Consider the following 19066-nt stretch of genomic DNA (forward strand, 5'->3'; position numbering starts at 1 on the left):
TGGGAGGACGGCGGGAGTTCCTGGCTCGCCCGGCAGGTGCTGCCGGGCTCACAGTGGCGGGACCGCGCCGGATTCGCACCGGGCTTCCTCCCAGACGCCGTCGCTGGTTGTGTCGATAGTAGGCGCTCCTGGTCAGGCGTGGGGAGGGCGCACATCCGGGACAGAGCCGTCCCGGGGGGACTCCCGGGTACGTGGGTATGCTCGCCGCCATGCCAGCCACCACCCCGCCGACCGGCGCGAACCCGCACGGCCAGGCCGTGCGCGAGCGCGGCGACGCCTGCCCGGGCGCGCTGCGGCTGCACGCGGCGGACGACGGCCGGCTGGCCCGGCTGCGCCTGCCCGGCGGGCTGTTGACGCCCCATCAGGCGATGGCGCTCGCCGACGCCGCCGAGCGGCTCGGCGATGGCGGGATCGACCTCACCTCGCGTGGAAACGTTCAGCTGAGAGGGCTCTGCGACGCCGGCGCGGGCCCTCTCGCCGAGGCGCTGCACGCCGTCGGGCTGCTCCCCTCCGAGCGGCACGAGCGCGCACGGAACATCGTCGCGTCGCCGCTCGCGGGAGAGGACCAACACCCCTTCGCCGACGTCCGGTTGTGGGTACGCGCACTCGACGCCCTGATATGCGGGAGCGGCACGGCGGCGGGCCTTTCCGGCCGTTTCCTGTTCGCGCTCGACGACGGCCGGGGGGATGTGGCCGGGCTCGGCGCGGATGTGACGTTGCTCGCAGAACCGGCCGGCGCGACCGCGCTCCTGCGGGTCGGCGGCGACCGGCTCCGGGTGCCGCACGCCGACGGGCCGCGCGCCGCGCTGGCCGCCGCCGAGGCGTTCCTCGGAGCGGCGGCCGCCTCCGGTGCCTGGCGCGTGCGGGAACTGCCCGAGGGGCACGATCTGTCCGCGCGCCTCGCCGCCGCGCTCGCGGTGGCGGGCGTCACCGCGTGGCCCGCGCAGCAGGGCGGGCCCGAGCCGCAGGGCGGGTCTGATCCGCAGGGCGGGCCGCCCGCGCTGGGTGTCATCCGGCCCCCGGGACAGGTACGCGCGGCCGTCTCCGTCCAGCCGCGGCTCGGCAGGGCGACCGCCGCGCAGTGGCGGCTGCTCGCGTCGGCGGGCGGCGACGACGGCGAAGGTGACGGCGGCGGTGACGGCGACGGCCTGCGGATCACGCCGTGGCGCGGAATCGTCGTCCCGGGCCTGACGCCAGGCGCCGCGGACGAACTGCTCGCACGTGCGGCGGCGGCCGGACTCGTGACGAGCGCGGACTCCCCCTGGTACGGCGTCGGCGCCTGCACCGGCCGCCCCGGCTGCGGCAAGGCGCTCGCGGACGTGCGCGCCGACGCCGCGGCATCCCTCGGCGCGCACGCGCCCGGCCTCCCCGTGTACTTCTCGGGCTGCGCGCGCCGCTGCGGGCACCCGCAGGGCCGCTACGTCGACAAGGTGGCGACGGCCGGGGGCACGTACACGACGACCACGACCACGACCACGACGGGGACAGGAACGGGTACGGGATGACGACGCCCACAGGATTCGACTACGAGAAGGACGGCTCCGAGATCTACCGCCGCTCCTTCGCGACCATCCGCGCCGAGGCGGACCTGTCAGGGCTGCCGGGCGACGTGGCGCAGGTCGTGGTCCGCATGATCCACGCCTGCGGGATGGTCGACCTCGTCGAGGACGTCGGCCACACCGCCGGCGTCGTCGCGCGCGCCCGCGAGGCGCTGCGCGCGGGCGCGCCGATCCTGTGCGACGCGAAGATGGTCGCCAGCGGCGTGACCCGCAGGCGGCTGCCCGCGGACAACGAGGTGGTGTGCACGCTCGGCGACCCGTCCGTGCCCGCGCTCGCCGCCGAACTCGGCACGACGCGCAGCGCGGCCGCGCTCGAACTGTGGCGGGAGCGCATGGGCGGCGCGGTCGTCGCTGTCGGAAACGCGCCGACCGCGCTGTTCAGGCTGCTGGAGATGGTGGAGGACGGCGCGCCGCGCCCGGCCGCCGTCATCGGCGTGCCGGTGGGCTTCATCGGCGCCGCCGAGTCCAAGGACGCGCTGGCCGCGCACCCGTCGGGCCTCGAACACCTGGTCGTACGGGGCAGGCGCGGCGGCAGCGCGATGGCCGCGGCGGCACTGAACGCGATCGCGAGCGAGGACGAACGGTGAGCACGCACCTTGAACTGCCGCAGAGCGCCGGTACAGGACGCCTCTACGGCGTCGGACTCGGCCCCGGCGACCCGGAGTTGATGACCGTGCGCGCGGTGCGCGCGATCGCGGAGGCCGACGTCGTCGCGTACCACAGCGCCCGCCACGGCAGGTCGATCGCGCGCGCCATCGCCGCCGGGCACCTGCGCGCCGACCACATCGAGGAGCCGCTCGTCTACCCGGTGACGACCGGGACGACCGACCACCCCGGCGGCTACCAGGGCGCCATCGACGCGTTCTACGAGGAGGCGGCCGCGCGCCTCGCCGTCCACCTCGACGCGGGGCGCACGGTCGCGGTGATCTCCGAGGGCGACCCGCTCTTCTACGGCTCGTACATGCACATGCACAAGCGCCTCGCGCACCGCTACCCGACGGAGGTCATCCCGGGCGTGACCTCCGTGTCCGCTGCGGCGGCGCGCCTCGGTGCGCCGCTCGTCGAGGGCGAGGAGGTGCTGACGGTCCTCCCGGGCACGCTGCCGGAGGAGGAGCTGGCCGCACGGCTCGCCTCGTCGGACTCCGCGGTCGTGATGAAGCTGGGCCGCACGTTCCCGGCGGTGCGGCGCGCCGTGGAGCGGGCGGGGCGGCTGGACGACGCGCGGTACGTGGAGCGCGCCACGATGGACGGCGAGCGGACGGGACCGCTCGCGGACACCGACCCGGAGTCGGTGCCGTACTTCGCGGTGACGGTGCTGCCGAGCCGCGTCGACGCGCGGCCGCGGCCGCAGGCGTCCGGGCAGCCTCCCGCGGCCGGGCGCGGCGAGGTCGTCGTCGTCGGCACGGGCCCGGCGGGCCCGCTGTGGCTGACGCCCGAGGCACGCGGCGAACTGGCCGCCGCCGAGCACCTGGTGGGCTACACGACGTACCTCGACAGGGTGCCCGTACGGCCCGGGCAGCGGCGCCACCCGTCGGACAACAAGGTGGAGTCGGAGCGCGCCGAGTTCGCGCTCGACCTGGCGCGGCGCGGCCACCGGGTCGCCGTCGTCTCGTCCGGGGACCCGGGCGTCTTCGCGATGGCGACGGCGGTGCTCGAGGTCGCGTCGTGCGACCCGTACAGGGACGTGCCGGTGCGGATCGTGCCGGGCGTGACGGCCGCCAACGCGGCCGCGTCACGCGCGGGTGCGCCGCTCGGCCACGACTACGCGGTGATCTCGCTCTCCGACCGGCTCAAGCCGTGGGAGGTGGTCGCGGCCAGGCTGCACGCGGCGGCCTCGGCCGACCTGGCGATGGCGCTGTACAACCCGGGCTCGAAGTCGCGGACCTGGCAGGTCGGCAAGGCGCGCGAGCTGCTGCTCGAACACCGCACGCCCGACACGCCGGTCGTCCTGGCACGGGACGTGGGCGGCCCGCAGGAGAGCGTCCGCATCGTACGGCTCGGGGACCTGGACCCGGCGCAGGTGGACATGCGCACGATCCTGCTCGTGGGCTCGTCCCAGACGGTCGCCACGCGGCGCGCGGGCGGCGAGATCGCGTTCACGCCACGGCGCTACCCGGAGCCCCCGCGAGGCCCACGGGGTCCCCAGGGCTGAGCGCCGCGCAGTGCGCGCGGCCGCCCGCGCCGCTGCCCCGGGGCCGGGAGCGTACTGCCTCCGCACGCCTACAGTCCGGGTATGGCAGACGCCACCTACCCCCTCACGCAGACACGCGACATCGCCGAGGCGGAGCGCCGCGGGAACGACCACGGCGGGGCCGGCATGACGCACGAGTCGTTCATGGCCGAGCTCGAAGCCGAGGACCTGCGCGGGCGGACCACCGCCTGGTGACGCACGCGCGCAGGTGACGCGAACGGGGCCGCTCCCCGTTGCCTCGAACAGGTCATTCTCGGTCCGTCCGGTGGCCGCGCGCCGCCGCGGCGGGAAGAGGTGTGGGGCCCCCACCGCACCAGCGAGCAGAGGACCCGACAGCCATGCGCGACTCAAGCGACTCAAGCGGCTCGAAAGACTCCTTCGTCCTGGACGTCACCAGGATCCGTGAAGAGGCCCGCAAGAAGATGGACGCGGGCCCGATCACCAACACCTACGGCCTCGACAAGGACCGGGTCATCGCCGTACTCAACGACGTGGTCGCCACCGAGGTGGTGTGCTGGCTGCGCTACACCCGCCACGCGATCTCCGCCGTCGGCATCGACCGCGCCCAGGTGTCCGCGGAGTTCACGGAGCACGCGGCCGAGGAGATGCAGCACGCCGTCCGTGCCGCCGAGCGCGTCTCGCAGCTCGGCGCGGACCCCGACTTCGACCCCGCGACCCTGGTGAGCCGCTCCCACACGGACTACACCACTCCCCCGCACGACGACCTCAAGGCGATGCTGAAGGCCAACCTCCTCGCGGAGAGGATCGTCATCTCCACCTACCAGGAGATCGTCCGCTGGCTCGGGGACGACGACCCCACCACGCGCCGGCTGATGGAGTCGATCCTGGAGGAAGAGGAGGAGCACGCCGACGACCTCACCGACCTGCTCGGCGTCTGACGGCTTCGAGCCAGGCCAGCGCCTCGGCGACGGTGTCCGCTGTCCGCACGCCCTCGGGCGCGGGCGGGCGGCACACCACGAGCACCGGCAGCCCGGCCTCGCGGGCGGCGGCCAGCTTGGGCGCGGTGGCGGACCCGCCGCTGTCCTTCGTGACGACGACGTCGATCGCGTACCGGCGCAGCAGCGCGCGCTCGCCGTCCAGGGTGAAGGGGCCGCGGTCGAGGAGCGTGTCCAGGTGGCGGGGGTGGGGCGGCTCGGGCGCGTCCACCGACCGTACGAGGAAGCGCAGGCCGTCCAGGTGGGCGAAGGCGCCGAGGCCCATGCGGCCCGTGGTGAGGAAGACGCGGCGCCACGGCCCGGCGGCGAGCGCCTCGGCGGCGCCGTCCAGGGACGCGACCCGGCGCCAGTCGTCGCCCGGAACGGGGACCCACCCGGGGCGCCGCAGCCGCAGCAGGGGAACATGGCTGGTGGCGGCGGCGCGCGCCGCGTTGGCGGAGATGGTTACGGCGAAGGGGTGGGTGGCGTCGATGAGTGCGTCCACGCGATGCTCGCGCAGCCAGGCGGCGAGGCCGCCGGCCCCGCCGAAGCCGCCGATCCTGACCTCGCCGGGCGGCAGCACGGGGCGGGCCACGCGGCCCGCGAGGGAACTGGTCACGCGCAGGCCCGGCGCCACCCCGGCCCCGACTCCCGCCAGCGCCTCGGCGAGGCGGCGGCCCTCGGTGGTACCGCCGAGTATCAGCACGTGCCGCATCGGACGCCTCCATGGCTAGGCCCGCCGGGGCCGGCGGCCGGGACGCCCAACTCAAACACACCGGCCTGCGGCCCGGCTGGACGACCGGGGCCTGCGCGACCGCGGCCGCGACCGCCGCGTACACCGCGCTGCTGTCCGGCGGGTTCCCGGACCCGGTGACGATCACGCTGCCGCGCGGCCAACGCCCGTCGTTCGCACTGGCGATCGAGGACTGTGCCCAGGACAGTGCCACGGCGGGCGTCATCAAGGACGCGGGCGACGACCCGGACGTCACGCACGGGGCGCTGGTACGCGCGACGGTACGGCGGCTCGCGCCGGGCGCGGGCGTGGTCTTCCGCGCGGGCCCCGGCGTCGGCACGGTCACCCGCGCGGGGCTGCCGCTCGACGTGGGCGAGCCGGCGATCAACCCGGTGCCGCGGCGCATGATGACCGAGCACATGGCCGAGGTCGCCGCGGCCCACGGCGACGGCGCCGCGGCCGACGTCGAGATCACCGTCTCGGTGGACGACGGCGAGGAGATCGCCCGCTCGACGTGGAACCCGCGCCTCGGCATCCTCGGCGGCCTGTCGATCCTGGGCACGACGGGCATCGTGGTGCCGTACTCGTGCTCGGCGTGGATCGACTCGATCCGCCGAGGCGTGGACGTGGCACGCGCGGCGGGCCGCACGCACCTGGCGGGCTGCACGGGCTCGACGTCCGAACGCACCGTCACCGAGGTCTACGGCCTGCCGCAGGACGCCCTGCTCGACATGGGCGACTTCGCGGGCGCGGTCCTCAAGTACGTACGCCGCCACCCGGTCGACCGCCTCACGATCTGCGGCGGCTTCGCCAAGCTGTCGAAGCTGGCCGCCGGCCATCTTGACCTGCACTCGGCGCGCTCGCAGGTGAACAAGGCCCTGCTGGGCGAACTCGCCCGCGAGGCAGGCGGCAGCGCTGACCTCGCGGCGAGCGTCGCCGCGGCGAACACCGGCCTGGGGGCGCTGCGCCTGTCGGAGGCGGCGAACGTCCCCCTGGGCGGCGCGGTGGCGGCACGCGCCCGCGACGAGGCGCTCACGGTCCTGCGCGGCGCGGCGGCGCCGATCGCGGTGGACGTCATCTGCATCGACCGCGCGGGCACGATCGTCGGCCGCGCGGAGCCGCGCTGACGGACGGGGCAGCCCGCTCCGGCGGCCCGGCCCGGCCCGGCCCCGCCACGGCAGTGGCGCGGCACCCGGCACGCCGACGCACTGGAAATGCTTGTAGGGAACGCTTTCAGTGTGGCAGCGTCCAAGGCTGGGCCCGTTCAGCTGCGCGCGGAACGACCGTGACGCGCAGGGGGCGTTGACAGCGAGTGAGACGGGGGTCTCTCACGTGAACCATCAATTCGCCGGATCAAGGCCGCGGAATTTTGCGACCGTGCTTGTTGCCCTCTCCGTCACTTTCCTGGCGGCTCTGACCTTTGCCACCCCCGCGTCGGCCGGCAACGGCCCACCGTGGGGAACGATCGTCAACCACACGGGAAGGCACCTCGGCGGCGCGCACTTCGGCCACGGCAAGTCCGAGTGCAAGATCTGGAACAAGTACGAAGACCGCCGCTACGCCCCGACAAAAATGGCGTGTGACATCGACACGATCGATCCGCACACGACCACGGGGACCTTCGACGACATGGACGGCGTCACCGTTCGCACGAGCGGGTACTACTACGTCCGGTTCTACTTCGTGTACTCCAGCACCACCAGCGGGTCCACGCACATGACGTCGTACCACAAGGCGCATGAGAACGTGTGGACGAAGTTCCCGGGGAACGGCACCGCCAACTGCTACAGCGGCACGCACGCGAAGTGCACCATCACTGTCGTCTACTGACGATCGGCATTCCGAGAGGAACCCGGGGCTGAGCCATCCCGTACAGCGGACGGCTCAGCCCCGCCGCATCACGCGGCAACGCTGACGATCCGGGAGAAGCGCCCCCGAGCAGCCGCCGTCACGAACACGTCCCAACTTCCCGCCGGGAAAACCAGAACGCCGGCCGAGAGCGACTTGCTGTCACGCACCGGCACCGCGCCGCTCGCGGCAGCGAGCGCAGGCGCCCATTCCAGGCAGTTGCCGCCATTGCCGTTGCTGTAGCTGGACTTCACCCAGGCCTCACACCGGACGTCCGAGGCAGTGGTGTTCATCTGACAGAGCCTCCCGGGCCGAACGGATCATGGCCGCCGAGTCCCGCGGCGGCAGGGCGTGTCCCCTGATGCGATCGTAAGCCCGGCGCCTGCCGGTGGCCTCCTCCAAGTCCTCGATCAGCGTGCCCGTTCCGATGCTCTCCTCGTACGCGACCGTTGTGCGGTCGTCCAGGGTCAGCAGGGTCAGCGAGCCGCCCAGCAGGGCGTGCGCCCCGTGGCTGAACGGCAGCACCTGCACACTGGTCGTTGGCGTGTCCGCCAACTCGATCAGGCGGGCGAACTGTGCGCCCATGATCTCCGCGCCGCCGACCGGCCGCCGCAACACCGCCTCGTCCAGGATCATCACGAGCTCAGGCGCCGGGTTCGCCGTCAGCAGCTTCTGCCTGCTCAGCCGGGCGTTCACCAGCGACTCGACGTGCTCCTCCGGGGCCCGGGGATCGCTCTCGCGGAAGATCTCGCGCGCGTAGTCCTCCGTCTGCGCGAGGCCCGGAACGGTGTGGCCTGAATACTCCTCGATCACCCGTGCCCGCGCCTCCAGCTCCATCCGCCTGCGGTACTGGTCCGGATGGATCTCGCGGCGCGCCAGCGCGTACAGCTCCTGGAAGATGCCGTCCGTCCCGAACGCCGCGTCCAGGGCGGGCGGCAGGTCGGCGGGCGGCATGTACTCGGCGCACTCGACGCGCGACAGGTGGCTCCTGCTCATGTGGACGACGGCCGCGAGGCTGTCGAGCGTCATGCCGTTCCTGTCCCGGAACACCCGCATCTTCGCGCCGAACAGGTGGCGCGCCGAGAGGTCGGGTGTGAGTTGGCGCGGTGGGCGGGCCATGTGCGTACTCCCGTGGGCTCGTTGGAACGGCGGCTCACGAGAGGCGGGCGCCCGCGATTTCTCACGTTCGGACCCACGACCGCGAACCCTTCCGAGGCTAGGTCAGTTGCGAGCAGATTGTGAGGAGTTCGCCACACTCCGCAATCACGAGAGGTACGTGCCGCCGCAATGAGCCGAAGCCCCAGCCGACGCATGCTGTCCACCCTGACCGAAGCCTTCGGCGCCGATGGGGCGTTGATCGTCCCCAAGGGCGGCATCGCCTCGGACGGGGGCGAACTCCCGCCCGGGTCCGCGCTGGAGTGGCCGCCCTGCCGGTGCGGGGGCCCGACGTGCCCGGACCGGGGCCACGACGACGAAGGCGGCGCACAGGACTCGCACCTGCGGCTGCGCGCCCGCCTCGACGAGGTCAACAAGCGCAGCCGCGCGGGCAGGGACGGGCTCGGTGTCTATCGGGGTTGACCCCCGGCATACACCGGGCCTATTTTCGTTACGTACCCGTTTCGTTTCATAAATGGAGGTGAGTGGGTGAGCATGCCTGGCAACCACGGCGCGGAGCCCGCCCGAGGCAGGCCTCGCGACTCCGGCCGGGATCTGGCGATCCTCGACGCGACGCTGAGGCTGCTGGTGGAGGTCGGATACGACCAGTTGTCCATCGAGTCGGTCGCGGCCGAAGCGGGAGTGGGCAAGCCGACGATCTACCGGCGCCACGCCGGCAAGGCCGCGCTGGTGGCCGCGGCGGTCGAGCACCGCGCGGGGAGCACCCCGCCCGCGGTCCCGGCCGGTGACCTCCGGCAGGCGCTGCTGGCGACCGCGGGGTGGCTGGCCGAGCAGATCGCCGAGCAGGAACTCGGGTTGCTGGGCGCACTGTTCGCCGGCATGCGCGGCGATCCGGACCTGGCGGCGGAGATGCGGCGGATCCTGCGGCGCGACGAAGCGGCGATGACCGAGCAGCCGTTCGGCGGGGTCCAGGACGAGCACCTCGTACCCGGAGCCGCCGGGCTGTTCGCCGAGATCGTCCCGGCGCTCATCGTCCACCGGCTGGTGTTCGTCGGGGAGCCCTGCGACCAGGGCTTCGTCGAGCACATCGTCGACGACATCGTGCTGCCGCTGATCCGGCGCCGAGGAACACAACACAACGGAGGCGACACAGCATGATCGTCATCACCGGCGCGACCGGCGCCCTGGGCGGCGCAACCGTCCGTCACTTGCTCGAACGCGTTCCCGCGGCCCGGATCGGCGTCAGCGTCCGCGACGTCACCAAGGCACAGCACCTCGCCGATCGCGGCGTGCGCGTACGGCGCGCCTCCTACGACGACCCGGCCGCGCTGCGGGACGCGTTCGAGGGTGCCGAACAGGTCCTGCTGGTCTCCCAGAACGACCCCGCCGCCGACGGCATCGGCCTGCACCGCAACGCGATCGAGGCCGCGGTCGCCGTAGGCGCGCAGCGCGTCCTGTACACCAGCCACCAGAACGTGCGGCCGGGCAGCCCGTTCGCCCCCGCGCACGAGCACTCCGCCACCGAAGCGCTGCTCGCAGCATCGGGGATCGCCTGGACGTCGCTTCGCAACGGCTTCTACGCGCACAGCCTCGACTGGCTGCTCGGCCCCTGGCAGCAGACGGGCACGATCGCGGCACCGGCCGACGGCCCCGTCTCCTGGACCGACCGCGCCGACGCCGCCGAAGCCGCCGCGATCGTCCTCGCCGGCCGCCGCCCCCTCGACGGCCCCGTCACGCTCACCGCGCGCCGCGCCGTCACCTTCGGCGACATCGCCACGACCGCGGCCGAGCTCACCGGCCGCGACGTCACCCGGGTCGTCCTGGACGACGAGCAGTGGCTCGCCGACCGGATCGCCTCCGGCACACCCGAGCCGATGGCCCGCATGCTGCTGCCGTTCTTCGACGCGGCGCGAAGCGGCCACTTCGCGGAGACCGACCCGCTGCTGGCCGAACTCCTGGGCCGCGAACCGCACACGGTCGCCGACCTCCTCGCCGAGCGGGCCAACGCCTGAGTTCAGGGCGCGGCTTCCATCACCTCGCGTGCGCGCCGGGCGAACTTCTCGCGGCTCACCTCCACCGCGTCCACAGCGCGTTCGAGGCCGGTGCGGTAGCCGGCGTCCGGTAGCTGCCCCTGGAGCGCCCGCTCCAGGTACGTGCGCAGGGACCGCACCTCCGACCACACGTTCACGGCCTCCACGGCCACGGCCTCCGGCCCCATGAGGTCCAGCCGTGCCTGGGCCTTGTAGAGCGTGTCCACCGCGGTGCCGAGTTCCTCGACGGCCTCGCGCAGCACGTCGGCCGGGGGCTGAGCATCCCGGACGGCGGCCGGTACGCCGTCCTGGTGGGCGATGCGGTGCAGCACGGCGTCGACCGGCTCCGCGGCCTCCATGAGGGCGAGGTACACCTCGCGGCGTTCACTCCGCAGCTCACGGCCGTGCTCGGCCTTGCCCTGGTCGCGCGCCAGACGCCGATCCGATGAGGACGTCAGCCACGATGTGCACAGCGTGCCGACGACACCCACTGTGGCTCCCACGATGGCCGCCCAGCCCTGGTCCATGCACACATCCTTCCGCCCGGACGGCCACGCGAAGCCTCTTGCCCTGTAACTTCCGCGGTTCCGGGGCTTGTTCGGCGGAACGATCGACTCGGTTTGTCGCACAACACACCTAGACTCGGAGGAGTCGTCCGCACATCGTCCGAGGGCGACCAGGGGCCGTGGCCCGGCTGGAGGCGAGCAGATGACCGCAACATCAGCGCACCCGCCAGGCGATCCGTCGGATGATGCAGCAGGGCGGTTCGCCTCTGGGTTACGGGCGCTGCGCCACTCGGCGGGCAGCCCGACCTACCGGCAGATGGCCGCCCGCACGGGGCAGTCCACCAACGCTCTGTCCGCGGCCGCGCAGGGCGGGCGACTACCGCCCCTGGAAGTCGCTCTGGCTTACGCCGAGGCCTGCGACGGGGACCGTGCGGAATGGGAGCGGCGGTGGCGGGCGGCGAGGGACGAACTCGGCACGGCGCCCCCGCCGACACGGCGTCCGCGGTGGTGGGCCGTTGCCGTCATCGGTGCTGTCACGCTCGGCCTGGCCATCACCGGCGTGCTGATCGTGAGCCCCCCGCAGGACAAGCCACCGTCGCCCGGCCACGCCAAGGCCGCACGCCTCTTCGCCCCGGACGACGTCTTCAACCGGCCGCACCCGCATCCCCACCTGGCACCCGACTCCGCGGAACTGGTCGACGACCTGCTCGCGCCTGGCAAGGTGCAGTTGTACGCCGGCACGGCCGGCTTTCCGGTCTACCGGGCCACGTCGCGCACCCCGACCTACAGGGTCACCCCGCGCGAGCACCTCGGCAGTTGGGGTCCCGACCCGTTCGCAGGCATCCGCTTCCCCTGGGACGCGGCCTGGAAGGCGCCGAAGCGCGAATGGACGGTGGTGATCGCACCTGACGGACGGGCGATGGAGTGCTGGCGGATCAAGGTGCAGGCAGGCAGGCCCAGCTGTGAGTGGGGAGCCGTGACCGACACGCGCCGCGCGTCGGTCGTCGAGAAAGGGCAGGCCACCGGGAGCGGTCTCTCCCGCCTCGCCGGAATGGTCACACGTGACGACTGGAAGGCCGGCCGTATCGAGCACGCCCTGAGCTTCGGCGCTCCTGACAACGACGGCCGGCACGTGTTCCCGGCGGTGGCGAGCGACGGCCGGGAGCAAGGCCGCTGGCACGAGGGGCAGTTCATCTGGCTCGATCCCGCGTACGACATCGACTCCGATCCCACGCTCAAGCCGTACGAGCGGATGGTCGCGAAGGCGCTGCAGGACTACGGCGCCTTCGACGTCAAGAACGCCGACAGGTTCGGCTTCATGTCCGAGTACGGGTCGAAGCCGCCGGGCGACGGCGATGACACCGACGTGTCCCTCGCCGACATCAAATTCGCGAAGTACCTGCGGGTCGGCACGGTCCCGCCCGCCTCGTAGGAGGCTGAGCTGCGCAGAGCACGCCACTCCTGGAGTTCCAAGAGGTTCCCCTCCGGATCCGGTGGTAACAGCCGGGCAGGACGGCGGCGGCCGTCACGGGGCATATCTTTCTCCCCTTGCGTAACTGCCTACTGCTAACCTGCGGCTTCACACTCCGGTCATCATCCGCACACCCCGACATCACCGTGCCGAGGTGTGCAGGGCGCGCCCCGCCCCTGCATCCCGAGGACCCGCCATGCCTCCAGCTGAGCCATCGCCTTCCGTCGAGCCGCCGTCTGCCGTCCCGACGCCGACCGGTCCGCAGTCCGACCCGTACGTCACCATGCCCGCGCTCGTCCCGCTGCGTACCGCCGCGCAGGCCGGGGACTGGCCGGCGACCGAACGGTTCCTGACCGGCCTCGGCGACGACGACCGGGCGTACGCCGTGCGGATGCTGACGGAGATCGAGGACACGGAGGGGTACCTGGAGCGTGCCGCGGCCGAGAATCCGGACGATCCGCTGGCCAGGACCCTGGTCGCAGCGCGCTACGTCGTCGTCGGCTGGAACATCCGCACCCATAAGATCCCCAAGTACGTGTCACGGGATCAGTTCAAGCGCTTCCACGAATGGCTGCGACGCGCAGAGGAGTTGCTGATCGGCATCTGCGCCGACCACCCCTCGTACGCCCTCGCCTGGAACGCACGCCTTGCCACCGCCCGAGGCCTCGAACTCGGCCAGAGCGAGGCGCGTCGCCGCTACGACCGGCTGGCCGCGCACCATCCGTACTACTTCGCCTCTCAGCGCCATCTGCTGCAGAAGCTGTGCCCGAAGTGGGGCGGCACGTACGAGTCGCTGCACGAGTTCGCCCGCACGTGCGCGGACGCCGCGCCGCCGGGGGGCCTGGCGGGTGCGCTGGTCGCCGACGCGCACCTGGAGCACTGGCTCGAACTGGACGAGCCGGCGGACGCCGAGTACATCGCCTCCCCCGAGGTGCGCGACGAACTGACCGAGGCCGCCGCCCGATCAGTGCTGCACCCGGACCACCGACCGGGTTTCTGGGACGTGACCTGCCACTCCCTGTTCGCCATGGTGCTGTCGGCGGGCGGCCATCACGCCGAGGCCGTCCCGCACTTCAAGGCGCTCGGCGAACGGTTCGACAGGCACCCTTGGGGCTTTCTGCCCGGCGATCCGGAGAGCCAGTTCGTCAACCACCGTACGACCGCGCTGACATTGACAAGCTGACAAGCTGAGAAGGGGCTGACCGATGCCGGAGAACACCACCACAGTCGCCGGTGCGGCGCGGGCGGACGGCGTGCGGGAAACGGAAGTGTGCGGCATACGCGCCTTCCTGGCCTCGCCGGACGCGAAGGAGTCGACCGAGGGCCGCGAGGTCTCCGCCGGGCTCGCCTTCCGCGTCGGTACGGTGGACGAGACGTACGCGACGCACGGCATATCCCACCTGGTGGAACACCTGGCGCTGCACCGCCAGGGTGTGACCGAAGCACACTACAACGGCGCCACGACCAGCACGGCCACGGTCTTCCACGTATCGGGGACCGAGGAGGAAGTGGTCGCGTACCTGAACGGCGTGTGCGCGTCCCTGCGGGACCTGCCGCTGGACAGGCTGGAGACCGAGCGCGAGATCCTGCGCACGGAGGCGTCCGGCCGCAGCGATGGCCCCAACCAAGCGCTGCCATTGTGGCGTTACGGCGCCCAGGGCTACGGGCTTGCGAGCTACACGGAACTGGGCAGCTGGCACCTGGGCGCGGATGCCGTACGCGACTGGGCCCGTACGCGGTTCACCCGCGGGAACGCCGTGCTGTGGATCACCTCGGACACCGTGCCCGGCACCCTGGAACTCGCCCTGCCCGACGGCGAGCTGCTGCCCACTCCGGAAGCCACTTCGGCGCTGCCCGTCACACCCGCCTGCGTCCGTGGTGGCGATGGGGTGGTCGTGGCCGACGGCGTGGTGCGCAGGTCTGTGGCGGCCACCGTCTTCGCCGACGTCCTCGGCCGTGCCCTCTACACGGACCTCCGCCAGACGGGCGGCTACTCCTACACCGCGACTGCTGCCTACGTTCCGCGCGACGCGGAGTACGCGACCATCACGGCGTACGCCGACGCGCTGCCGAAGAAGCAGGACGCGGTGGTCGGCGGATTCGTGGACGCCCTCGCACGGCTGCGCACCGGTCACGTCGAACAGTCGGAACTCGACTCGGTGCGCGCCAAGCGCCTGAGGTCGGCCGAGAGCCAGACGCGCGAACCGGACGCGCTCGTCGTGTCGCGTGCGATGAACGCGCTCACGGGACACGAGTCCCTTGCTCCTGCCCAGTGGAGGGCGGAACTCGAGGCCCTCACCGTCGGGGACGTTCGCGACGTGGCACGCGCCTGGTACTCCACGTCGCTGCTCCAGGCACCGGGGCGTGGCGCCGACTGGGCGGGGTTCACCGAGGCACCCCAGTTCTCGGTCCCTGAGTCCGCCGTCACCGGGACGCGGCACCGTTCCATCGAGGACGCCGAGTGGACGCTCGTCATCGGGGAGGACGGGGTCGGCTTCAACGGCCCAGGGGACCGGGTGACGACCGTTCGCTACGCGGACTGCGCCGCCCTCGTGGCCTACCCGGACGGCGGCCGCCTCCTGACCGGCCTCGACGGGTTCCTTGTCGCCGTCGAACCGACGATGTTCGCGAACGTCACCCAGAGTCGCATCGCCCTCATCGACCGGTCGGTGCCGCCCGCGGCGCTGGTACTGATGCCGATGCGCGACCCGGAGCGCATCCCCAGACCGGACGTTCCGGCCGCCGCATCGACCGTCGCCTCGGCCGCCTCTACCGCCGCCGAGGGCTCCCGCCCGGTGCCGCGGTCCCGCCGGTGGCGGGCCGTACTTGTGGGGGCGCGCATCCTGACACTCTTCTTCGGTCTCGCCGCCGCCTTCTCAACGCTGGGAGAGCTGGACAGCCCCGACAAGAACTATGCCGAACCCGTGGTCCTCTGGGTGCTGGCGATCGGGGCCATGCTGCTGGCGCAGGCGGCCATGCGTCGGCGCGGGCGCACGCGGGGACGAGCGGCCAAGTCCTGACGTCCGACTCCGGCGCAACGCGCGTGCTCAGCGCGCCCGTTGCGCCGAGTACAGGTGGCTGTCGCGGAAGCTCGTCGCGCCGAGGACCCGGCCGACCAGGATCACCGCCGTCTTCGTGATGCCCGCCGCCCTTACCTGGTCCGCGATGTCCGACAGCGTGCCGCGCAGCACCAGTTCGTCGTCCCTGCTCGCCATCGCGACCACCGCGGCCGGGCAGTCCGCGCCGTAGTGCGGCAGCAGTTCCGCGGCCACGCGGTCCGCGTACCTGGCCGCCAGGTGCAGGACGAGCAGCGCGCCGCTCGCGCCCAGCGTCGCCAGGTCCTCGCCCGGCGGCATGGGCGTTGCCTGCTGGGCGACCCGCGTGAGGATGACCGTCTGACCGACCGTCGGGACCGTCAGCTCGCGCTTGAGCGCCGCGGCCGCCGCCGCGAACGCCGGTACGCCGGGGACCATTTCGTACGGCACGCCCGCCGCGTCGAGGCGCCGCATCTGCTCGGCGACGGCGCTGAAGACGGACGGGTCGCCCGAGTGCAGCCGTGCCACGTCGCGGCCCTCGCCGTGCGCACGCACCATTTCCGCCGTGATGGCGTCGAGGTCCATGCGCGCCGTGTCGACCAGCCGGGCGCCGGGCGGGCACTCGGCCAGCAGGTCGGTCGGGACCAGGCTGCCCGCGTACAGGCACACCTCGCACCGCGCCAGCAGCCGCGCGCCCCGCAGCGTGATGAGGTCGGCCGCTCCCGGGCCCGCGCCTATGAAGTGGACCGTCATGTCGTGTCTCCCGGTGTGTCGTCCGCCGTGCCGTTCGCCGCCGGCTTCGTGACCGACCACTGCGTCACCGGCATCGCCTGCCGCCAGCCCGTGAACGTCCCCACGGGCACCGCCGCCGCTACCGCCAGCCTGACCAGTTCGCCGCCTTGCCGCCCGTACCAGCGCGCGAGCAGCGCCTCCGACTCCAGCGTCACCGTGTTCGCGACCAGCCTGCCGCCCTCCCCGAGCGCTGCCCAGCACGCGTCGAGCAGGCCGGGGGCCGTCAGGCCGCCGCCGACGAACACCGCGTCCGGCGGGCCGGGCAGCGCGTCCAGCGCCGCGGGCGCCGCGCCCGTCACGACCGTGAGGCCCGGCACGCCGAGCGCACGCGCGTTGCGGCCGATGCGCTCCGCACGTACGGGGTCGCGCTCCACCGCCACCGCACGGCACGACGGGTGCGCGCGCATCCACTCGACGCCGATGGAGCCCGAGCCGCCGCCGATGTCCCACAGCAGTTCCCCGGGCGCGGGCGCGAGCGCCGCGAGCGTGGCGGCGCGCACGTGGCGCTTCGTGAGCTGGCCGTCGTGCTCGTACGCCGAGTCGGGCAGCCCCGGCACGGCGCCGAGCCGCGGGGCGCCCGGAGCGCGCGCGCATTCGACGGCGACGATGTTCAGCGGGTCGCCCGGCGGCTCGTTCCACGTGTCGGCCGTGCCGTGCAGGTGCCGCTCGTGCGTCGCGTGCGTCCCGTCTGGCCCGTCTGGCCCGTCCGGCCCGTCCGTCTCGTCGCCGAGGCGCTCCAGCACGTGCAGCGCGCTCGGCCCGAACCCGCGCTCGCGCAGCAGCGACGCGACGGTGGCCGGCGTCGTGGCGTCGGCGCTCAGCACGAGGATCCGGCGGCCGCCGTGCAGAGCGGCCGCGAGCCGCTCGGGCGGCCTGCCCACCAGGGTGACGACCTCGACGTCCTCCTGCGGCCAGCCGAGCCGCGCGCAGGCGTACGACAGCGACGACGGATGCGGCAGCACGCGCAGCCGCCCCGCCCCGACGGTCTCGGCGAGCAGGCGGCCGATGCCGTAGTACAGCGGGTCACCGCTCGCCAGCACGCATACGTCGCGCCCCGCGTGCTCGGCGAGCAGCCCGGGCACGGCGGGGCGCAGCGGCGAGGGCCAGGCGACGCGCTCGGCGCGGGCCTCGGACGGCACGAGGGCGAGCTGACGCGGCGCGCCGATCACGACGTCGGCGGCGAGCAGCGCCCGCCGGGACGCGTCGGGCAGCCCGGCCCAGCCGTCGGCGCCCACGCCGACGACGGTGATGGAGCCGTGGGACGGCGCGTGGGGCGGCGCCGGGGTCGTCGTCATCGGGGGCCGTCCTCGCCGGCCTTGCCGTCCTCGCCGGTGACGTCCTCGCCGGTCCCGTCCCCGGCGTCCCCGGCGCCCCCGGCGGGCTTCGCCCCTTCCTCGGCTTTACCCGACACCAGCAGCAGCTCGTCGCCCGGGCGCAGCACGGTGTCCTGGCTCATGGGCAGCAGGTGCCCGTCGCGCAGGACGGTGCTGACCCACACGTCGCCGTTGGTGACGACGTCGCCCAGCGTCGTCCCGTCGGCGTCGTCACCGGTCTTGACCGTGTAGTGCCGCGTGCCCACGGGCTCGTGCGGCAGGCGGACGCCGAAGGTCCACGGGGTGGGCGTGGTCTCCTCCATGGGGACGCCGAAGCGCTTGGCCGCGAAGCCGATGCTGCCGCCCTGGACCAGCACGGAGAAGGCGACGACCATGAAGATGATCTCGTAGATGCGCCGCGAGTCCGGCACGCCCGCCGAGATCGCGAAGCCGCCGAGCAGGATGGGCACCGCGCCCTTCAGGCCCGCCCACAGCACGAACGCCCGCTCGCCGTGCCGCATGCGCACCGGTAGCAGCAGCGGACCCACGAGCAGCGGGCGCACGACGAACGCGAGCAGCACCGCGAGCACGAGACCGATCAGCCAGGCGTTGTCCCTGCCGAGTGCCTGAAGTCCGATCGTCGCCCCCAGCGCCACGAACACCACGATCTCGGCCAGGCTCGCGAGCGCCGAGCACACCTGCCGGATCTCCAGGCGGTAGGGGACGGACTCGTCCCCCAGCAGCACGCCCGCGACGAGCACCGCGAGGAACCCCGAGCCGTGCGCGACGGTCGCGGCGCCGTAGATGACCCCCGCACCGGCCAGCGCACGCACCGGGTGCAGGCCCGCGCCGGGCAGCGGCACCTTGCGGATGAACCAGAGCAGGGCGAACCCGCCCACGGCGCCGACCGCGACACCGACGGCCATCTGCTCGACGAACGTGACGAGTACCTGGCCCACCTGCGAGCCCGTGCTGCCGCCCGCGCCGAGCAGGGCGACCATGAGGGCGATGCCGACGGGGTCGTTGGCGCCGGACTCGCCCTCCAGGATCGTGCCGGTCCTGCCGGTGATCTCGCGTCGGCCGAGTACGGAGAAGACGACCGCCGGGTCCGTCGGGGCGAGCGCGGCCCCGAGCAGCAGCGCGGTGTGCCAGGACAGGCCGCAGACGAAGTGCGCGAGCAGCGTGACCGCTCCGGTCGTCAGGATCGTGCCCGCGACGCCGAGGGAGACGATGGGCACGGCAGCGCCGCGGAAGCGCCCCCACCCGATGCCGAGGCCGCCGTCGAAGAGGATGACGATCAGCGCGACGGTGACGACCTGCTCGACCAGACCGATCGGCACCTCCCTGCCGACGGCGGGGAAGAAGTCGGAGACGGCGGCCGCGCACACGAGGAAGAGGAACGGCGCCGGGATGCGGATGCGTTCGCTGAGACGGTTCGACACCACCGCGACGAGGACGACCGCCGCAAGGATGAGGATCGTCAGACTGGTGCTGTCACTGCTGTTCACCGCCCCATCCAATCAAAGAGGGTGCGAGC

Annotated in this window: 20 protein-coding genes and 1 riboswitch; of the genes, 13 read left to right on the forward strand and 7 right to left on the reverse strand. The window is 73.1% G+C overall.

The window, feature by feature from the left end:
- Positions 1-14: 14 nt before the first annotated feature.
- Positions 15-90: riboswitch (cobalamin riboswitch) on the reverse strand.
- Positions 91-209: 119 nt separating this feature from the next.
- From cobG to IH48_RS0129120, 5 genes are all read left to right on the forward strand, one after another.
- Positions 210-1505, forward strand: coding sequence for a precorrin-3B synthase (gene cobG, locus IH48_RS0129100; protein WP_234434419.1), 1296 nt, complete (start codon positions 210-212; stop codon positions 1503-1505).
- Positions 1502-2146 (forward strand): precorrin-8X methylmutase, encoded by a 645-nt coding sequence (locus IH48_RS0129105; RefSeq protein WP_030911122.1) that lies wholly within the window; start codon positions 1502-1504, stop codon positions 2144-2146. The genes cobG and IH48_RS0129105 overlap by 4 nt, the downstream gene beginning before the upstream one ends.
- On the forward strand, positions 2143-3711 hold the full coding sequence (locus IH48_RS0129110; protein ID WP_078850123.1) for a precorrin-2 C(20)-methyltransferase: 1569 nt from the start codon (positions 2143-2145) through the stop codon (positions 3709-3711). Before IH48_RS0129105 ends, IH48_RS0129110 begins: the two co-directional genes overlap by 4 nt.
- Positions 3712-3792: 81 nt before the next feature.
- On the forward strand, positions 3793-3945 hold the full coding sequence (locus IH48_RS36405) for a hypothetical protein (protein WP_158710368.1): 153 nt from the start codon (positions 3793-3795) through the stop codon (positions 3943-3945).
- 143 nt (positions 3946-4088) lie between these two features.
- Positions 4089-4649: a DUF892 family protein gene (locus IH48_RS0129120; protein WP_030911126.1), complete on the forward strand. Its 561-nt coding sequence runs from the start codon at positions 4089-4091 to the stop codon at positions 4647-4649.
- On the opposite strand, the gene IH48_RS0129125 is transcribed toward IH48_RS0129120, so the two are convergent.
- On the reverse strand, positions 4627-5400 hold the full coding sequence (locus tag IH48_RS0129125) for a cobalt-precorrin-6A reductase (RefSeq protein WP_030911128.1): 774 nt from the start codon (positions 5398-5400) through the stop codon (positions 4627-4629). The two genes, IH48_RS0129120 and IH48_RS0129125, sit on opposite strands and share 23 nt — an antisense overlap.
- Positions 5401-5411: 11 nt before the next feature.
- Here IH48_RS0129125 and IH48_RS0129130 point away from each other — a divergent pair, with 11 nt between their 5' ends.
- Both IH48_RS0129130 and IH48_RS0129135 read left to right on the forward strand, forming a co-directional pair.
- Positions 5412-6545 carry a cobalt-precorrin-5B (C(1))-methyltransferase gene (locus tag IH48_RS0129130; RefSeq protein ID WP_030911131.1) on the forward strand — a complete coding sequence of 378 codons (1134 nt, stop codon included), beginning with the start codon at positions 5412-5414 and terminating at the stop codon, positions 6543-6545.
- A 250-nt stretch (positions 6546-6795) separates the two neighbouring features.
- Complete coding sequence (locus IH48_RS0129135) at positions 6796-7248, forward strand: hypothetical protein (protein WP_030911134.1); 453 nt, start codon at positions 6796-6798, stop codon at positions 7246-7248.
- Positions 7249-7316: 68 nt separating this feature from the next.
- Here IH48_RS0129135 and IH48_RS35365 read toward each other — a convergent pair whose 3' ends face one another.
- Positions 7317-7559: a DUF397 domain-containing protein gene (locus tag IH48_RS35365; protein WP_078850124.1), complete on the reverse strand. Its 243-nt coding sequence runs from the start codon at positions 7557-7559 to the stop codon at positions 7317-7319.
- Positions 7528-8385 carry a helix-turn-helix domain-containing protein gene (locus IH48_RS0129140; RefSeq protein WP_030911137.1) on the reverse strand — a complete coding sequence of 286 codons (858 nt, stop codon included), beginning with the start codon at positions 8383-8385 and terminating at the stop codon, positions 7528-7530. The genes IH48_RS35365 and IH48_RS0129140 overlap by 32 nt, the downstream gene beginning before the upstream one ends.
- A 168-nt stretch (positions 8386-8553) precedes the next feature.
- Between IH48_RS0129140 and IH48_RS0129145 the strand changes: the two genes are divergently transcribed.
- The 3 genes from IH48_RS0129145 to IH48_RS0129155 all read left to right on the forward strand — a co-directional run bounded on the left by IH48_RS0129145 (position 8554) and on the right by IH48_RS0129155 (position 10394).
- Entirely contained in the window at positions 8554-8844 is a 291-nt protein-coding gene (locus IH48_RS0129145) for a hypothetical protein (protein ID WP_158710369.1), read from the forward strand.
- Positions 8845-8916: 72 nt separating this feature from the next.
- A complete protein-coding gene (locus IH48_RS0129150; protein ID WP_051840846.1) occupies positions 8917-9540 on the forward strand; it encodes a TetR/AcrR family transcriptional regulator in 624 nt (207 codons plus the stop codon).
- Complete coding sequence (locus IH48_RS0129155) at positions 9537-10394, forward strand: NmrA family NAD(P)-binding protein (protein ID WP_030911146.1); 858 nt, start codon at positions 9537-9539, stop codon at positions 10392-10394. The genes IH48_RS0129150 and IH48_RS0129155 overlap by 4 nt, the downstream gene beginning before the upstream one ends.
- 2 nt (positions 10395-10396) lie before the next feature.
- Here IH48_RS0129155 and IH48_RS0129160 read toward each other — a convergent pair whose 3' ends face one another.
- A complete protein-coding gene (locus tag IH48_RS0129160; protein ID WP_234434420.1) occupies positions 10397-10939 on the reverse strand; it encodes a hypothetical protein in 543 nt (180 codons plus the stop codon).
- 295 nt (positions 10940-11234) lie between these two features.
- Here IH48_RS0129160 and IH48_RS0129165 point away from each other — a divergent pair, with 295 nt between their 5' ends.
- From IH48_RS0129165 to IH48_RS33725, 3 genes are all read left to right on the forward strand, one after another.
- Complete coding sequence (locus IH48_RS0129165) at positions 11235-12350, forward strand: hypothetical protein (protein WP_030911152.1); 1116 nt, start codon at positions 11235-11237, stop codon at positions 12348-12350.
- A 235-nt stretch (positions 12351-12585) separates the two neighbouring features.
- Positions 12586-13572 carry a hypothetical protein gene (locus IH48_RS0129170; protein ID WP_030911155.1) on the forward strand — a complete coding sequence of 329 codons (987 nt, stop codon included), beginning with the start codon at positions 12586-12588 and terminating at the stop codon, positions 13570-13572.
- A 22-nt stretch (positions 13573-13594) separates the two neighbouring features.
- Entirely contained in the window at positions 13595-15409 is a 1815-nt protein-coding gene (locus IH48_RS33725; protein ID WP_107059405.1) for a M16 family metallopeptidase, read from the forward strand.
- 27 nt (positions 15410-15436) lie between these two features.
- Here IH48_RS33725 and cobM read toward each other — a convergent pair whose 3' ends face one another.
- Genes cobM through IH48_RS0129190 form a run of 3 tightly spaced genes read right to left on the reverse strand, consistent with a single transcriptional unit; the run spans position 15437 to position 19037 of the window.
- Complete coding sequence (gene cobM / locus IH48_RS0129180) at positions 15437-16177, reverse strand: precorrin-4 C(11)-methyltransferase (RefSeq protein WP_030911162.1); 741 nt, start codon at positions 16175-16177, stop codon at positions 15437-15439.
- On the reverse strand, positions 16174-17511 hold the full coding sequence (locus IH48_RS0129185; RefSeq protein ID WP_030911165.1) for a bifunctional cobalt-precorrin-7 (C(5))-methyltransferase/cobalt-precorrin-6B (C(15))-methyltransferase: 1338 nt from the start codon (positions 17509-17511) through the stop codon (positions 16174-16176). Before IH48_RS0129185 ends, cobM begins: the two co-directional genes overlap by 4 nt.
- Complete coding sequence (locus IH48_RS0129190; protein WP_078850125.1) at positions 17508-19037, reverse strand: cation:proton antiporter; 1530 nt, start codon at positions 19035-19037, stop codon at positions 17508-17510. Before IH48_RS0129190 ends, IH48_RS0129185 begins: the two co-directional genes overlap by 4 nt.
- Between the last annotated feature and the right edge of the window lie 29 nt (positions 19038-19066).

It is taken from the genome of Streptomyces sp. NRRL F-5126 (assembly GCF_000721265.1).
Lineage (GTDB): Bacteria > Actinomycetota > Actinomycetes > Streptomycetales > Streptomycetaceae > Streptomyces.

Excerpts from the sequence above, each read along its gene's own strand:
- IH48_RS0129155 (WP_030911146.1), top strand. The coding sequence starts at position 9,537 with ATGATCGTCATCACCGGCGCGACCGGCGCCCTGGGCGGCGCAACCGTC.
- IH48_RS0129120 (WP_030911126.1), top strand. The coding sequence starts at position 4,089 with ATGCGCGACTCAAGCGACTCAAGCGGCTCGAAAGACTCCTTCGTCCTG.
- IH48_RS0129125 (WP_030911128.1), bottom strand. The coding sequence starts at position 5,400 with ATGCGGCACGTGCTGATACTCGGCGGTACCACCGAGGGCCGCCGCCTC.
- IH48_RS33725 (WP_107059405.1), top strand. The coding sequence starts at position 13,595 with ATGCCGGAGAACACCACCACAGTCGCCGGTGCGGCGCGGGCGGACGGC.
- IH48_RS0129145 (WP_158710369.1), top strand. The coding sequence starts at position 8,554 with ATGAGCCGAAGCCCCAGCCGACGCATGCTGTCCACCCTGACCGAAGCC.
- IH48_RS0129165 (WP_030911152.1), top strand. The coding sequence starts at position 11,235 with ATGGCCGCCCGCACGGGGCAGTCCACCAACGCTCTGTCCGCGGCCGCG.
- IH48_RS36405 (WP_158710368.1), top strand. The coding sequence starts at position 3,793 with ATGGCAGACGCCACCTACCCCCTCACGCAGACACGCGACATCGCCGAG.
- cobM (WP_030911162.1), bottom strand. The coding sequence starts at position 16,177 with ATGACGGTCCACTTCATAGGCGCGGGCCCGGGAGCGGCCGACCTCATC.
- IH48_RS0129105 (WP_030911122.1), top strand. The coding sequence starts at position 1,502 with ATGACGACGCCCACAGGATTCGACTACGAGAAGGACGGCTCCGAGATC.
- IH48_RS0129130 (WP_030911131.1), top strand. The coding sequence starts at position 5,412 with ATGGCTAGGCCCGCCGGGGCCGGCGGCCGGGACGCCCAACTCAAACAC.
- IH48_RS35365 (WP_078850124.1), bottom strand. The coding sequence starts at position 7,559 with ATGAACACCACTGCCTCGGACGTCCGGTGTGAGGCCTGGGTGAAGTCC.
- IH48_RS0129170 (WP_030911155.1), top strand. The coding sequence starts at position 12,586 with ATGCCTCCAGCTGAGCCATCGCCTTCCGTCGAGCCGCCGTCTGCCGTC.
- IH48_RS0129150 (WP_051840846.1), top strand. The coding sequence starts at position 8,917 with ATGCCTGGCAACCACGGCGCGGAGCCCGCCCGAGGCAGGCCTCGCGAC.
- IH48_RS0129185 (WP_030911165.1), bottom strand. The coding sequence starts at position 17,511 with ATGACGACGACCCCGGCGCCGCCCCACGCGCCGTCCCACGGCTCCATC.
- cobG (WP_234434419.1), top strand. The coding sequence starts at position 210 with ATGCCAGCCACCACCCCGCCGACCGGCGCGAACCCGCACGGCCAGGCC.
- IH48_RS0129160 (WP_234434420.1), bottom strand. The coding sequence starts at position 10,939 with ATGGACCAGGGCTGGGCGGCCATCGTGGGAGCCACAGTGGGTGTCGTC.
- IH48_RS0129140 (WP_030911137.1), bottom strand. The coding sequence starts at position 8,385 with ATGGCCCGCCCACCGCGCCAACTCACACCCGACCTCTCGGCGCGCCAC.